Raw genomic sequence first — 14,539 nt, 5'->3', positions numbered from 1 at the left:
GCACGAGACACGTCGTCACAGGGCGCCACGTCGTCGCGTCGCTCGTCCCGTCGTGCTCGTCGGCGCGGGCAGTACGCTCGCGGCATGGGCACCCTGACGATCGCCGCGGCGCAGTTCGCGCCCGTTGACGACCCGGCCGCCAACCTCGACACGATCCGGACCTTCGCGGAGCAGGCGGTCGAGCGGGGCGCGCAGCTCCTCGTGACACCGGAGTACAGCTCGTACTTCACGGCCGACATCGACGACCGGTTCGTCGCCGCCGCGCAGCCGCTCGACGGGCCCTTCGTCACCGGCCTGCGACAGATCGCACGCGACACCGGCCTCGCGCTCGTCGTCGGCGTCGCGGAGGCCGCTGACGTTCCGGGGCGCTTCCGCAACACGCTCGTCACGGTGCGGCCGGACGGCACGCTCGACGTGGCCTACCGGAAGGTGCACCTCTACGACGCCTTCGGCTCGCTGGAGTCGGACCGGATCGAGGCGGGCGACCCGGAGCAGTTGGCCGTGTTCGAGCTCGTCGGCGTCCGGGTGGGACTGGAGACCTGCTACGACCTGCGCTTCCCGGAGGTCACCCGACGTCTGGCTGCGCCGGAGCTCGGCGCGGCCGACGTGGTCGTGCTCCCGGCGGAGTGGGTCCGGGGGCCGGGCAAGGAACACCACTGGCGGACCCTGCTCACGGCGCGTGCGATCGAGAACACCGTGTGGGTCGTCGGGGTGGGGCAGACGCCCCCGGTCGGCGTCGGTGGGTCGGTCGTGCTCGACCCGTCCGGGGTCGCGGTGGCGGCTGCCGGAGCGACACCCGGGCTGCTCGTGGCGCGGGTCGACACGGGTACGACGGAAGCGATCCGATCGGTGAACCCCTCGCTGACGCTGCGCCGCTACGACGTCGTGCCGCGGGGCTGACCCGGCGGTGCTGCGCGCTCGGCGGTCGGGGCGAGCGCTGCGAGGCGGGACGCCGCGTCCTCGAGGACGGAGCGTCGCTTGCAGAACGCGAAGCGCACGAGCGAGCGGTAGCCCGAGGCATGCTCGGGCCGGACGAACGCCGACACCGGGACCCCGACCACACCCGCCCGCTCGGGCAGGGCGAGGCAGAACGCCCGCGCATCGGCGAAGCCGAGCGGTGCGGCGTCCGCGATGACGAAGTACCCACCGTCGGGGTGCATGACGTCGAAGCCCGCGCTCCGGAGCCCGTCGGCGAGGAGCTCGTGCTTCGCCGCGAGCGTCGACGCGATGCCCGAGAAGACCTCGGTCGGAAGCCTGAGCCCCGCCGCGACCGCTGGCTGGAAGGGTGATCCGTTCACGAACGTGAGGAACTGCTTCACCGAGGTGATCGCGTCGACGAGCGCCGGGGGAGCGGTCAGCCAGCCGATCTTCCAGCCCGTCGTACTGAAGGTCTTCCCAGCGCTGGAGATCGTCACCGTACGGTCGCGGGCGCCGGGGAGCGTGGCGATCGGCACGTGCGGGGTCGTGAAGGTGAGGTGCTCGTAGACCTCGTCGGTGACGATCAGGGCGTCGTGGTGCTCGGCGAGCTCGACGATCGTTCGCAGGACCTCGGCGGGGAGGACCCGGCCGGTCGGGTTGTGCGGCGTGTTCACGAGGACGACCCGGGTGCGGTCCGAGAACGCCGCGCGGAGCGTCGTCTCGTCGGGCAGGAAGTCCGGTGCGGTGAGGGGGACGGTGACGTGCGTGCCGCCGGCGAGCCGGATCAGGGCGCCGTAGGCGTCGTAGAACGGCTCGAAGGTGATCACCTCGTCGCCGGGTTCGACCAGGGCGAGGAGCGTCGCGGCGAGGGCCTCGGTGGCGCCGGCGGTGACGAGGACCTCACGGTCAGGGTCGACCTCGAGCCCGTACCAGCGGGCCTGGTGCTCGGCGATCGCCTGACGGAGGTCCGGCGTGCCCCGACCGGGCGGGTACTGGTTCGCGCCGTCGCGGATCGCCTGCACGGCGGCGTCGAGGACCTGCTGCGGGCCGTCCTCGTCCGGGAAACCCTGGCCGAGGTTGATCGCCCCGGTCGCGGCAGCGAGTGCGCTCATCTCGGCGAAGACGGTCGGTGCGGGTGCGCCGTCGGGGCCGAGGAGCATCGCTCCCTCCGCCGCACGCAGCCAGGGTCCTTCGAGTCGCATGGTCGTCCTCCGCTGCGGATCGTCGTGCCGGTCGCCACCAACCTACTGGCGCAGGGGATCGGTGCCGCGGAACCCTCCACAGCGCACGCATAAGATCGCCATAGGTCGCGTGCAGCCCGGCCAGGACCGGCGCTCAGGTGGGTGCGACAGACTGCACGAGCTTGAAAGGAGCACGTCCAGCATGAGCGAGAACACGCCCCACGGGCAGGCCGACGACGACCGCCGCCACGATGAGACGACCGGTGCCGAGACGGCCGGTGCCGGCGCGACCGGTGCCGAGCACGGCCAGACGGACCACACCGACGTGATCGAGCCGGCGGCCGCGAACGAGACCGACGTGTTCCCGCGGGCTGACGACCAGCAGACCTCGCAGTACACGGCGCCGTACCCGGCGGTGGCGGACGACCGCTCGGCTGGTGCGTCCAGCGCCGGCCAGCAGGGCGGGTACGGGCAGGACGCCGGCCGGTACGGGTCCGGACCGGACAGCGAGTACGGACAGTCCAGCCAGTACGGCTCTGGCCAGTCGAGCCAGTACGGCCAGTCGAGCCAGTACGGGCAGCAGGGCCAGTACGGTTCCGGGCAGTCGGGCCAGTACGGCCAGAGCAACCAGTACGGACAAGGCAGTCAGTACGGCCAGGGCGGCCAGGGCAGCCAGTACGGCCAGAGCAACCAGTACGGCCAGGGCAGCCAGTACGGCCAGAGCAACCAGTACGGCCAGGGCAGCCAGTACGGCCAGCAGAACCCCTACGGCACCCACGGCTCCACGTACGGCCAGCAGGCCGATCCGTCGCAGCAGGCCGGGCAGGATCGCCCCCGTTACGGCGAGTACGCCCAGCAGACCGGGTCCGCCGCAGCTCCCACCAGCGCGTACGCGTCCGCTCAGGCCCCCGGCTCCGCGACCGGCGCCCCCGCGTCGGCCTCGTCCTTCGGCGACGTCGACGGCTCGAACCAGCGCAACGGCCACTACTTCTCCGACTCCGCCACCGCGGCTCCGGCGGGCACCAAGACCGAGGGCCGCAACCGCCTCGTCGTCCCGCTCGTCGCGGCGGCCGTCATCGCGGGTCTCGTCGGTGGTGGCGCCGGCTGGCTCGCGGGCTCGGCGAACAGTGGTTCCGGCACGCCGACGAGCAGCTCCGCGCAGGGCGGCGGCAACCTCACGGTCAACGACTACAACAACGCGACCGTCGTCACGGCGGTCGCGGCGCAGGCCACGCCGTCGGTCGTGACGATCAACGTCTCCGCGAGCAGCGAGGCCGGCACCGGTTCCGGCGTCGTGTTCAGCAAGGACGGCTACATCGTCACGAACACCCACGTGGTGACGCTCGACGGAGACAGCTCGAACGGCAAGATCACCGTGACGACGTCGGATGGCAAGATCTACGACGCGAAGCTCATCGGGACCGACCCCACGGTCGACCTCGCGGTGATCAAGATCGACGCTACGGACATGAAGCCGATCTCGTTCGCGGACTCGTCCGACCTCAACGTCGGGGACACCGCGGTCGCGATCGGTGCGCCGCTCGGCCTGTCGAACACCGTCACGGACGGCATCGTCTCCACGCTGAACCGCAGCATCCAGGTCACGTCGAGCGCCCCGAACCCCGGCGGCGACTCGAACGAGGGCGGCAACGGCAGCCAGGGCGGCCCGTTCGACTTCTGGGGCAACGGCGACAACGGTTCGAGCTCCTCGGCGAGCTCGACGGTGTCGCTGCCCGTCATCCAGACCGACGCGTCGATCAACCCGGGCAACTCGGGCGGCGCGCTGCTCGACTCGAAGGGCAAGCTCATCGGCATCAACGTCGCGATCGCGTCCGCCGGCAGCAGCTCGTCGTCCGACTCGCAGTCCGGCAGCATCGGCGTCGGGTTCTCGATCCCGTCGAACCTCGTCAAGCGCGTGGCGAACGAGATCAAGGACAACGGCTCCGCGACGCACGGGCTCCTCGGCGCCGGTGTCGCCGACTCGACCGACGCCTCGAACGCCACGCAGATGGGCGCCCTCATCAAGTCGGTGACCTCCGGCGGTGCGGCGGCGAAGGCGGGGCTCAAGGCGGGTGACGTCGTCACGAAGATCGGGTCCGCCACGGTGTCGGACGCGACCGACCTGACCGCGCAGGTGCGCTTCTTCGCCGGTGGCACGAAGACCGAGATCACCTACCTCCGCGGTGGGAAGTCCTACACGGCGGACGTGACCCTCGGGACGTACGACAGCAAGGGCTGACGCGACCCACTGACGGACTGGAGGCCCGGTGCCAGCTGGCACCGGGCCTCCAGTCCGTCGGGGCGGAGCCGGCTTGATAGGCTCATGGTCGCTCTGCGGGGCGGCACCGCCCGCGGTGCGCCCCGCGCACCCAGCCACCGACCGAGGGACGCATGCAGCCAGACGGACAGCGCCTGCCGGGCGTCTCGTACGTGATGCCCGTGCTCAACGAGGTCACCGAGGTCCGTGCCGCCGTGCAGAGCCTGCTCGACCAGGACTACGCCGGCCCGTTCGAGGTCATCCTCGCGCTCGGCCCCTCCATCGACGGGACGAACGAGCTCGTCGCGGAGATGAGCGCGGCCGACCCTCGGATCCGAGCGATCGAGAACCCGGTCGGGTCGACCCCCGCCGGGCTGAACGTGGCGATCCGGGCATCCGAGCACCCCGTGGTCGTCCGTGTCGACGCGCACTCCGTGCTCCCGCGGGACTACACCCGCATCGCGGTCCGCGTGCTGCAGGAGTCCGGTGCGGACAACGTCGGCGGGATCATGCGAGCCGAGGGACGCACACCGTTCGAGCGGGCCGTGGCCCTCGCGTACGGCAGTCGGGTCGGACTGGGCGGAACGCCGCACCACGTCGGCGGGCAGGCCGGGCCGGCGGAGACCGCGTACCTCGGCGTCTTCCGGCGTGACCGCCTGTTCGAGGTCGGGCTGTTCGACGAGGGCATCAAGCGCGGCCAGGACTGGGAGCTCAACCGGCGGCTGCGGCAGACCGGTGGCACCGTGTGGTTCACGCCCGAACTGGTCGTCACGTACCGTCCGCGGCCGAGCCTGAAGCGGCTCGTGCGGCAGTTCGTCGCGACGGGGCTGTGGCGCGGCGAGCTCGCCCGGCGGTTCCCGGCGAACAACGGGCTGCGCTACTTCGTCCCGCCGGCCATGGTGGCGGCGATGGCCGTCGGGCTCGTCGCCGGGGTCGTCGGGATCGTCGGCGCGGCCACCGGGACGGGGGCTGCGTGGGCACTGCTCGGGTTCGTGGTCCCCGCGGTGTACCTGCTCTTCGTCGTGGTCGGCGCCGTCGCCGTCGCGCGGCGATCAGGGGCGGCGACGCTCCTCTGGCTCCTCGTCGTCCTGCCGTGCATCCACGTCGGCTGGGGAATCGGGTTCATCATCGGCTTCCTGACCAGGACGTCCGAACTCACGACGCACACGGGACGGTGACCGACATGACCGACGACGCCACCACGGGACGCGCTGCACGGCCGACCTCGATCGCCGAACTCCGGGCCGTCGCGCAACCGGACGCGGTCCGGATGCGGGCGAACGCCGAGCACTGGACGGCCTCGCTGTACCTCCGCGACGTCTCGCCGTACCTGACCTGGGTGCTGCTGAAGACGCGGGTGAGCGCGAACCAGGTCACCGGCCTGATGATCCTGGTCGGGTGGAGCGTCGCGGCCGCGCTGCTGATCCCCGGTGTCTGGGGTGCGGCGCTGGCACTCGTGCTCGGCCAGCTGCAGATGCTCGTCGACTGCAGCGACGGGGAGGTCGCCCGCTGGCGCGGCACCCACTCGCCCGCCGGGGTGTTCCTCGACAAGGTCGGGCACTACACGACCGAGGGGCTCATCCCGATCGCCCTCGGTGTCCGGGCGGCCACGTGGCCGATCCACGACGCGGACTGGATGTGGACGACGATCGGCTGTGCGCTCGGGCTCGTGATCGTCCTGAACAAGGCCCTCAACGACATGGTGCACGTGGCGCGCGCCAACGCCGGGCTCGAGAAGCTCGTCGACCGCCGGGACGCCTCGACCGCCCCGTCCGGGCGCCGGCTCGCGACGCTCCGGAAGGCGGCGCGGTTCCTGCCGTTCCACCGCCTCTACCACTCGGTGGAGCTCTCGATCCTCGCCTTCGTCTTCGCACTGCTCGGCCTCGTCATCGGCGACACGCTCGCGTCCCGCATCCTCGTCGGCGCGCTCCTGCCGCTCGCGGTCCTCGCGACGGCCGGGCACTTCCTCGCCATCATCGCGTCGAAGCGGGTCCGCGCGTGACCCCCGGGACGCTCCGTCGGGACGCCGTCCCGCACCGCGAGCGGCCCCGCGTCGCCGTCGTGAGCCTGTCGCAGGGCACCCGACCGGACGACCTCCGTCGCGGACTCGAGAGCGTGCTGGCGCAACAGGGCGTCGAGCTCGACGTCGTGTGCGTCGGCAACGGGTGGGACCCGACCGGGTTGCCCGAGGGTGTCCGTGCCCTCGCCCTCCCCGAGAACGTCGGCATCCCGGCCGGCCGGAACGCCGGCGCCGAGGTCGTCGACGGCGACTACGTGTTCTTCCTCGACGACGACGCATCCGTGCCGTCCGCGACGTTCCTGCGCGACGCGATCGCCCTGTTCGAGCACGACCCGTCGCTCGGCCTCGTGCAGCCACAGGTCGTCGACCCGACCGGGGCCGCGAACCCGACGCGGTGGATCCCGCGGATCCGGAAGGGCTCGGCGTCGGAGTCCTCGCCGGTGTTCTCGGTGTGGGAGGGTGCGGTCGTGCTCCCGATGGACGTCTACCGCGCGGTCGGAGGGTGGGGTGCGCCGTACTTCTACGCGCACGAGGGCATCGAACTGGCGTGGCGCGTCTGGGATGCCGGCCGCCGCACCTGGTACGCCGGGGACCTCGTCGCGCACCACCCCGCGATCGACCCCGCGCGACACCGTGAGTACTACCGACTGAACGCCCGGAACCGCGTCTGGCTCGCCCGCCGCAACCTGCCCGTCGTGCTCCAGCCGCTGTACGTCGGCTCCTGGGCGGCGATCCAGGTCGCCCGCTGGTGGCGACACCCGAGGCGTCTCGCGACGTGGTTCGGTGGCGTCCGCGAGGGCTGGACCACCGATTGCGGCCCGACCGCGACGATGGGATGGCTGACGATCGGGCGGATGACGCTCGCCGGCCGCCCCCCGATCATCTGAGGAGACCCGTGTCGATCACCAGTGACCTGCGCACCGCGGTGCGCCTCGTCGAGCGCCTGCTGAAGTCGCGGCAGAGCCGGAACGCCCTGGCCCGACGACTCCGGACGGAACCGCCGCTCGCACCCGGCTCGGTCGAGATCGCGGTCTACTTCGCCGACGGCCCCGTGAACCTGTACCAGGTGCGGCAGTGGTACGCGCCGCTCGCCGAACTGCACGCCGAGCACCCCGTCGCGATCCTCTCGCGGAGCCCCGGCACCATGCTCGCCCTGCTCGACGAGTCGCCGGTGCCCGTGGTCTACGCCCGGCAGGTCGTCGACCTCGAACGCTTCGTCGACGAGCAGGCGCCCAAGATCGTCCTCTACGTCAACCAGAACGCCCGGAACTTCCAGATGATGCGGTACGGGCGCATGTGGCACGTCTTCGTGAACCACGGCGAGAGCGACAAGATGTACATGACGACGAACCAGTTCAAGGCGTACGACCACGCTCTGATCGCCGGTGACGCCGCTCGTGACCGGTTGGCAGCCGCCCTGTGGGACTACGACCTCGACACCAGGACGACCGCGATCGGCCGCCCCCAGGCCGACCACTTCGCGGCCGAGGTGCCCTGGCCCGAGGACGGCCGCACCGTCGTGCTGTACGCACCGACGTGGGAGGGCGACCGCGCCGCCGCGGCCTACGGGTCGATCGCGAGCCACGGCACGACGATCGCCGAGCGGGTGCTCGCGTCCCCTGCCCACCGGCTCGTCTACCGCCCCCACCCGCGCTCGGGCGTGCTCGACGCGGACTACCGGGCGGCTCACGAACGGATCATCGCCGCGATCTCGGCCGCGAACGCCGCCGACCCGACCGCGCACCACGTGTACGACGACGGCCCGACGCTCGGCTGGCAGCTCGCCGGCGCCGACGTCGCGATCACGGACATCTCGGCGATGATCTACGACCGTCTCGCGGTGGGCAAGCCGCTGATCGTGACCCGGCCGGTGTCCCCGGACGCCGACGTCGACGAGCGCGGGTACCTCGGCGACGCGAACTGGCTGGAGGCGGCGGACGCGGCCGACGTCGTCACGCGGATCGACGCCGCAGCGAACGACGCCGACGAGCTGGCTCGGCTCCGGCACTGGGTCGAGCGCTACTTCGGTGACACGACGCCCGGCGTGGCGACCGCGAGGTTCCACGCTGCCGTGGAGCAGCTGCTCGAGCGGTGGCGGACCGTCGCCGCCGAACGCGACGCGAACTGACGGGGTCGCCGTACCGCGGGGCACGGTCACGAGCGGCGCGTCACCGCCCCGTGGCGTGTGCGACGAGCGGGACGTGCCAGAGGTACTCGCTGCGGTCGGGACGTCGCCACCGGAGCACCACCACCCCCGTGTCGTCCCGCTCCGCACCGAACACGGCGATCGACAGGGCCCGCCCCGGTTCGAGGCGACGGACGGCCATCGGTGGAGCGTAGCCCGACCCGAGGTGGGTGAGCGTCAGCCCGTCGACGGGCTCCGGCCCGGTGTTCACGAGGGTGTACCGACGTGGGGCGTCGGAGCGGTCGAGGTGGAACGGGACGCGGTACGCGGGGGCGGTGGGGTGCATGCCTCGAACGCTAGGTGGGGGTACCGACGTCGGGGCGCCCGGGAGCGGTGTGGACCACCTGCGCTGTGGAGGGAGGTCGGGGCGTGTGCCGTTGTGGAGGGGTGCCGCCGTCCGATCAGGCGTAGTCGGCGCTGTACCGCGCGAGGGCCTCGTCGATCGGCCCGTCGAACTGCAGCTGCCCCTTGTCGAGGTACAGCCCGCGGTCGCAGAACCGGCGCAGGTCCTTGTCGCTGTGGGAGACGAAGAAGAGCGTGCGTCCGCCGGCCAGGAGCTCGTCGATCCGCTTGTAGCACTTCTCGCGGAACCCCTTGTCGCCGACGGCGAGCACCTCGTCCACGAGCAGGACCGGCTCGTCCAGGCGGGAGATGACCGAGAACGCGATGCGGACCTTCATGCCGCTCGACAGGTGCTTGTACGGGGTGTCGACGAAGTCACCGATCTCGGCGAACTCGATGATCTCGTCGAAGGCGTCCCGGATCTCCGCACGCGACATCCCGTGCAGGCCGGCCGTCAGGTACACGTTGTCGCGCACCGTGAGGTCGCCGACGAAGCCGCCGGTGATCTCGATGAGGGGAGCGACCCCGGCGCCGACGCGCACGTGGCCCTCGTCGGGGAGCATCACCTGCGCGACGAGCTTGAGGAGCGTGGACTTGCCCTGACCGTTCCGCCCGACGACCCCGATGGCCTCACCGGGTTGCACGTCGAACGAGACGTCCCGGAGCGCCCAGAACTCGTCGCCGCGCTTCCGGCGGTCTCGGCCGGCGAACAGGTCCTTGAAGCTGCGGCTCGCCCGCCGGTTCCGCTTGAACCGGATGCCGGCCCTGCGAACGCTGATCACGGGCACCGTGGTCGTGCTGCGGCGGGACTCGTCGGTGGTCGTCATCACAGCTCCTTCAGGACGCGGTGCTCGCTCCGCTTGAAGACCACCGTGCCGATGACCACGACCACGACCGTCACGATCGTCGAGCCGATCACCTCGTGCCAGTGCAGCTGGCTCGGGAAGAAGGCCGACCGGTAGATGCCGATGATCCCGGAGAGGGGGTTCAGTGCCATGAGGTCCCGGTACCGCTCGGGCAGGGCGGTGGTGCCGTAGATGATCGGCGATGCGTAGAAGAGGAACCGCAGGATCAGCTTCACCGCGCGCTCGAGGTCGCGGAAGAAGACCACGAGCGGTGCGACGATGAGCCCGAGGCCGTAGATCAGCGCGCACTGCAGCACGATCGCGAGCGGGTACAGCAGGACCTCCCAGTGGAGGTGCGCGCCGGTCGCGAGCACGAAGACCGCGAGGACGGGCAGGCTCAGCACGAACTCGATGCCCTTGGACGCGTCGATGCGAGCGACCCAGATGCTGCGCGGGATGGTCGTCGAGCGGATGAGCTTGGCCTCGCTCGTGAACGCCCGCGTGGAGTCGGAGACCGCGCCGGTGAACCACATCCACGGCAAGAGCGCCGAGAGCAGGAAGACGATGTACGGTTCCTCGCCCACCTTGCCGCGGTGGAACACCTGTGTGAAGACGAACCAGTAGATGGCCGACATGACCAGCGGGTCGAGGATCGACCAGAAGTACCCGAGCGCCGACGTCGAGTACCGAACCCGGAGATCGCGGACGGTCAGGAGCCAGAGGGCATGACGATAGCGCCGACCGGCACTGCGGCTGGCCGGTGGGGCAGCAGCCGCGGGCACGGTCGGCGCACTCGCTGTGGTCACGGTTTCCCTCCGGGCGGAACCGCCGAGGGGGTGGGGTCCGGTCAGGCGAACAGGTTGTTCGCGCGCTCGAGGTCCTCGGCGAAGTCGATCTCGACCGCGTAGAGGTCCGAGATGTCGATCGGCGACCAGCGTAGCCCGTCCTCGGCGATGGCAGCCTCGATGCCGCCCTCGAAGTACTCCTGGTCGTCCACGCGGCCGAGCTGGCGGATCAGCGCCTGCTTGTCGGCGGCGGAGACGTAGTTGATGCCGACCGCCTCGCCCAGCCCGCCGACGACCTGCTTCGAGAGCTTCTCGATGAAGCCCTCGGCGTCGACGGTGTACTTGACCTCTTCGTCGGAGACCTTGTCGGTGTTGACGCTCACGAACGAGCGGTCCTCGTCGATCATGTCGGCGGCACGCACGAGCGCGCGCGGGTCGAACACGACGTCGCCGTTCATCCAGAGCACGCCGCTCTTGCCGGTGGCCTTGAGCGCGCGGAGGAGGCTCTTCGAGGTGTTCGTGGAGTCGTAGGACTCGTTGTAGACGAAGTTCGCCTGCGGGAACGCCTCGACGATGTACTCCGACTTGTACCCGACGACGATCGTCACGCGGGCGCTCGAGCCGAACGCGGCGCGGATGTTGTCGAACTGCTGCTGCATGATGGTGCGGCCGTCGGAGAGCTCCGTCAGCGGCTTCGGCAGGCTGCGCCCGAGGCGGCTGCCCATCCCCGCGGCGAGGATGACGATCTGCGTGGTCATGCTGGTCCCTTCTGGTGTCCGCCCGCGCGCCGATGGGCACGGGCGGGCCTGGTCGAGTCTGCTCCCGCAGGGTCCGGATCCGCCGTGAACCGTGCGCTTGTCGGATGGAACACCCGGCGCGGGCCGCATCACGTCGGTCGCCCGAACGGGTTTCCAAGTGGTGAACACTTCGGCGTGTCCTGGTGAATGATACGGAATCCGGTGCCGTCGGGGTACACCCGGACCGCCATCGTTCCCGATTCGTGACCCTCGCACGGGCGTCGTCGGTGACGGTCCGGTCACGGTCCCCGCCGCGTCCCGCAGCGTTGGTACGGTGGGGCGATGGCCGCAGGAGCAGACGACGAGGACGTGTACGCGACGTCCGACGCTGCCTGGCTGACCGAGGCCGACAGTGACATGGGGGACGGGGATGCGCGTGACGCGCCCGCTGGTGACGACATGACCGACGACACGACCACGATCGACGCCGGAGTCGCCGACACGCGCGGCGCGGCTGCCGACACGCGGGACGACGTCGGCACCGCCGATGACCGTGGGACGGGAGCCGCCGTTGCGGACGCCGCCTCCGCGAGCACGGGGAAGCAGTCGTCGAAGGGGTCCCGTGGCGCCAAGGGTCGCGTGAAGCGTCCGGCCGGCGCGCCGAAGGGCTCCGGACAGCGCGACGCCGCACCGGTGGACCCCGAAACGACGAGCACGGAGCCGGCGAACGCCGGTTCGACGAGCACGGAGCCGACGAGCACGGAGCCGACGAGCACGGAGTCGGCGAACGCGGAGTCGGCGAACGCGGACCGGACCAGCGCCGCGTCGGCCGGCACCCCGTCGAAGAAGCGCGCGCCACGGGCCAGCGTGAAGCGCCCCGCGGCCGCCGCACCGAAGCAGCCCGTGGTCCTCCGCGCCGAGGGGCTCGTGAAGCGCTACGGGCAGACCCTCGCCGTGGACGAGGTGGACCTCGAGATCCGCCAGGGCTCGATCTTCGGCGTCGTCGGTCCGAACGGCGCCGGCAAGACCACGACGCTCTCGATGGTCACCGGCCTGCTCCGTCCGGACGCCGGCACCGTGACCGTCCTCGACCACGACGTCTGGGCCGACCCGACCGCTGCGAAGCGCAGCCTCGGGGTCCTGCCCGACCGGCTCCGGCTGTTCGACCGGCTCACCGGCGCGCAGCTGCTCTACTACTCCGCCACGCTCCGGGGGCTCGACGGCGCCACGGCACGCGACCGCAGCGCAGACCTCGCCGAGGCGTTCGGGCTCGGGGAGGCGCTCGGCCGCCAGGTCGCGGACTACTCGGTCGGCATGGCGAAGAAGATCGCGCTCGCCGCCACGCTCATCCACTCGCCCCGGGTCCTCGTGCTCGACGAACCGTTCGAGTCCGTCGACCCGGTGAGCGCCGCGACCATCACCGAGATCCTCCGTCGCTACACGGCTGGTGGCGGCACGGTCGTGCTCTCCAGCCACTCGATGGAACTCGTCCAGCGCACGTGCGACTCGGTCGCGATCATCGTCGGCGGCAAGGTCCTCGCCTCCGGGACGATGGCCCAGGTCCGCGGGCGCAAGAGCCTCGAGGACAAGTTCGTCGAACTCGCGGGTGGCCGCGTCGTGGCAGAGAGCATGGAATGGTTGCACAGCTTCTCCGGCTGAGGGCCGACCTGCTCGCGGGCGGCGTCCGGGGGAGTGCACGTCGCTCGGTCCTGGTCGTCCTCGGGAGCCTCGTCGGGCTCCTCGCCGCGGTGGCGATCGCCGTCGTGGCCGCCGGTCTGCGGACGGTCGACCCGGAGTCGGCGCGTGCCGTCGTGGTCCCGGTGGGGACCCTCGTCACGTTCGGCTTCACCGTCGTCCCGCTCGTCGCCGGGCACGGCGACCAGTTCGACCCGCGCCGCTTCGCCGTGTTCGGGATCGGTCGGAAGGACCTCACGGTCGGGTTGTTCGTCGCTGGCCTCGTCGGCGTGCCGGTGGTCGCGGTGGCCATCGTCGCCGTGGGCCAGTCCGTCACGTGGATGCGCGGCGGCGGAACGGCGGTGCTCGGGGTCGTCGGCGGTCTGCTCGCGATCGCGACCTGCGCACTCCTCGTCCGGGTCGCGTCCACGGCGGGTTCGCGCCTGATCGGACAGCACCGGACCCGCGACGCCGGCTGGCTGGTCGCCCTGGTCATCGCGGTCCTGGCCGTCCCCACGGTCTCGCTCCTGGTCGACAGCGGGTGGATCGACCCCGCCGGCGCGGAGACGCAGCGGGTCGCGAACATCGCCGGCTGGACCCCGTGGGGTGCCGCGTGGGCCGTCCCGGCGGACGTCGCGGTGGGTGCCGTCGGCTCGGGCGTCCTCAAGCTGCTCGTCGCCGTCGTCACGGTCGCCCTGCTCGCGTGGGCCTGGTGGGCGCAGGTCGGTCACGCACTCGAGACCGTCGAGTCCCGGACCCGCAGCCGGCGGTACCGCGGCCTCGGCTGGTTCGACCGGCTCGGCTCCGCGCCGGTGGCCGCGGTCGCCGCCCGGGCGCTGACGTACTGGGGTCGGGACCCCCGGTACCGCACCTCCTACCTCGTCCTCGTCTTCGTGCCGATCGTCGTCATCCCGCTCGGGGTCGCCGGTGTCCCGTGGCACTGGACGGCGCTCGTGCCGCTCCCGCTCATGGCACTCATCGCCGGGTTCCTGCCGCACAACGACGTGTCGTACGACAACACCGCGGTCTGGCTGCACGTCGCCTCCGGCGCACCGGGGTGGAGCGACCGCCTCGGTCGGGTCGTCCCCGTCCTGGTCGTCGGGGTCCCGGCGCTCGTCGCGGGTGCCGCGGTCTCCGCACGGCTCTTCGGCGACTGGGTGGCGTTCCCGGTGCTCATCGGCATCGGTGCATCCGCGCTCCTCGCGGGCCTCGGCCTGTCGAGCATCGTCTCCGTCCTGCTGCCGTACCCGACCGTGCGGCCGGGTGACCACCCCTTCCAACAGCCGCAGGCCGCCGGCGTCACCGCGACGGTCGCGCAATCGGTGATGGTGATCGGGATCGTGGTGTCCTCGATCCCGGCCGTGTGGCTGGCAGTCCTGACCTTCCGTGACGGTGCGGACCCCTGGGCGACGACGACGCTGGTCGTCGGTGCGGTCGTCGGCGTGGTCGTGCTCGTCGCCGGTGTCGCGATCGGCGGCCGAGCGTTCGACCGGCACGGACCGGACCTCCTGGCGGCGGCGCAGCGCAACTGACCTGGCGGGTGGTGCGCCGCACGGCGTGCCGTCGCCCGCCTGCGGCGCAGGTGGTGCGCGCAC

Annotated in this window: 13 protein-coding genes; 8 read left to right on the top strand and 5 right to left on the bottom strand. The window is 71.5% G+C overall.

Going from position 1 to position 14,539, the window contains the following annotated elements; genetic code table 11:
- The first annotated feature begins 84 nt into the window (after positions 1-84).
- Entirely contained in the window at positions 85-900 is an 816-nt protein-coding gene (locus ACSW7Y_RS10630; RefSeq protein ID WP_438126257.1) for a carbon-nitrogen hydrolase family protein, read from the top strand.
- Here ACSW7Y_RS10630 and ACSW7Y_RS10625 read toward each other — a convergent pair.
- Positions 876-2,120, bottom strand: a complete 1,245-nt coding sequence (locus tag ACSW7Y_RS10625) for an aminotransferase class I/II-fold pyridoxal phosphate-dependent enzyme (RefSeq protein ID WP_438126256.1) — start codon at positions 2,118-2,120, stop codon at positions 876-878. The two genes, ACSW7Y_RS10630 and ACSW7Y_RS10625, sit on opposite strands and share 25 nt — an antisense overlap.
- A 181-nt stretch (positions 2,121-2,301) precedes the next feature.
- Between ACSW7Y_RS10625 and ACSW7Y_RS10620 the strand changes: the two genes are divergently transcribed.
- The 5 genes from ACSW7Y_RS10620 (at position 2,302) to ACSW7Y_RS10600 (ending at position 8,504) form a co-directional block, all read left to right on the top strand.
- The gene (locus ACSW7Y_RS10620) at positions 2,302-4,338 is read left to right on the top strand and encodes a S1C family serine protease (protein ID WP_438126255.1); all 2,037 of its coding nucleotides are present in this window, start codon (positions 2,302-2,304) and stop codon (positions 4,336-4,338) included.
- A 152-nt stretch (positions 4,339-4,490) separates the two neighbouring features.
- Positions 4,491-5,534 (top strand): glycosyltransferase family 2 protein, encoded by a 1,044-nt coding sequence (locus ACSW7Y_RS10615; RefSeq protein WP_438126254.1) that lies wholly within the window; start codon positions 4,491-4,493, stop codon positions 5,532-5,534.
- A gap of 5 nt (positions 5,535-5,539) precedes the next feature.
- Entirely contained in the window at positions 5,540-6,358 is an 819-nt protein-coding gene (locus ACSW7Y_RS10610) for a CDP-alcohol phosphatidyltransferase family protein (RefSeq protein WP_438126253.1), read from the top strand.
- Positions 6,355-7,263, top strand: coding sequence for a glycosyltransferase family 2 protein (locus ACSW7Y_RS10605; RefSeq protein ID WP_438126252.1), 909 nt, complete (start codon positions 6,355-6,357; stop codon positions 7,261-7,263). The genes ACSW7Y_RS10610 and ACSW7Y_RS10605 overlap by 4 nt, the downstream gene beginning before the upstream one ends.
- Before the next feature lie 8 nt (positions 7,264-7,271).
- The gene (locus tag ACSW7Y_RS10600; RefSeq protein WP_438126251.1) at positions 7,272-8,504 is read left to right on the top strand and encodes a CDP-glycerol glycerophosphotransferase family protein; all 1,233 of its coding nucleotides are present in this window, start codon (positions 7,272-7,274) and stop codon (positions 8,502-8,504) included.
- 40 nt (positions 8,505-8,544) lie between these two features.
- On the opposite strand, the gene ACSW7Y_RS10595 is transcribed toward ACSW7Y_RS10600, so the two are convergent.
- From ACSW7Y_RS10595 to ACSW7Y_RS10580, 4 genes are all read right to left on the bottom strand, one after another.
- The gene (locus ACSW7Y_RS10595; RefSeq protein ID WP_438126250.1) at positions 8,545-8,847 is read right to left on the bottom strand and encodes a hypothetical protein; all 303 of its coding nucleotides are present in this window, start codon (positions 8,845-8,847) and stop codon (positions 8,545-8,547) included.
- Positions 8,848-8,962: 115 nt separating this feature from the next.
- Positions 8,963-9,730: an ABC transporter ATP-binding protein gene (locus tag ACSW7Y_RS10590; protein WP_438126249.1), complete on the bottom strand. Its 768-nt coding sequence runs from the start codon at positions 9,728-9,730 to the stop codon at positions 8,963-8,965.
- Positions 9,730-10,554 (bottom strand): ABC transporter permease, encoded by an 825-nt coding sequence (locus ACSW7Y_RS10585; RefSeq protein ID WP_438126248.1) that lies wholly within the window; start codon positions 10,552-10,554, stop codon positions 9,730-9,732. The genes ACSW7Y_RS10590 and ACSW7Y_RS10585 overlap by 1 nt, the downstream gene beginning before the upstream one ends.
- A gap of 41 nt (positions 10,555-10,595) precedes the next feature.
- Positions 10,596-11,291, bottom strand: coding sequence for an NTP transferase domain-containing protein (locus tag ACSW7Y_RS10580; RefSeq protein WP_438126247.1), 696 nt, complete (start codon positions 11,289-11,291; stop codon positions 10,596-10,598).
- Between the two features lie 321 nt (positions 11,292-11,612).
- On the opposite strand from ACSW7Y_RS10580, the gene ACSW7Y_RS10575 reads away from it, so the two are divergent.
- The gene (locus ACSW7Y_RS10575; protein WP_438126246.1) at positions 11,613-12,929 is read left to right on the top strand and encodes an ATP-binding cassette domain-containing protein; all 1,317 of its coding nucleotides are present in this window, start codon (positions 11,613-11,615) and stop codon (positions 12,927-12,929) included.
- Positions 12,905-14,476, top strand: a complete 1,572-nt coding sequence (locus tag ACSW7Y_RS10570; protein WP_438126245.1) for an ABC transporter permease — start codon at positions 12,905-12,907, stop codon at positions 14,474-14,476. Before ACSW7Y_RS10575 ends, ACSW7Y_RS10570 begins: the two co-directional genes overlap by 25 nt.
- The last annotated feature ends 63 nt before the right edge of the window (positions 14,477-14,539 follow it).

Origin of the sequence: Curtobacterium flaccumfaciens (assembly GCF_051548005.1) — a bacterium.
In the GTDB taxonomy this organism is placed as follows: Bacteria; Actinomycetota; Actinomycetes; order Actinomycetales; family Microbacteriaceae; genus Curtobacterium.
This window is presented reverse-complemented; position numbering and strand designations above follow the sequence as displayed.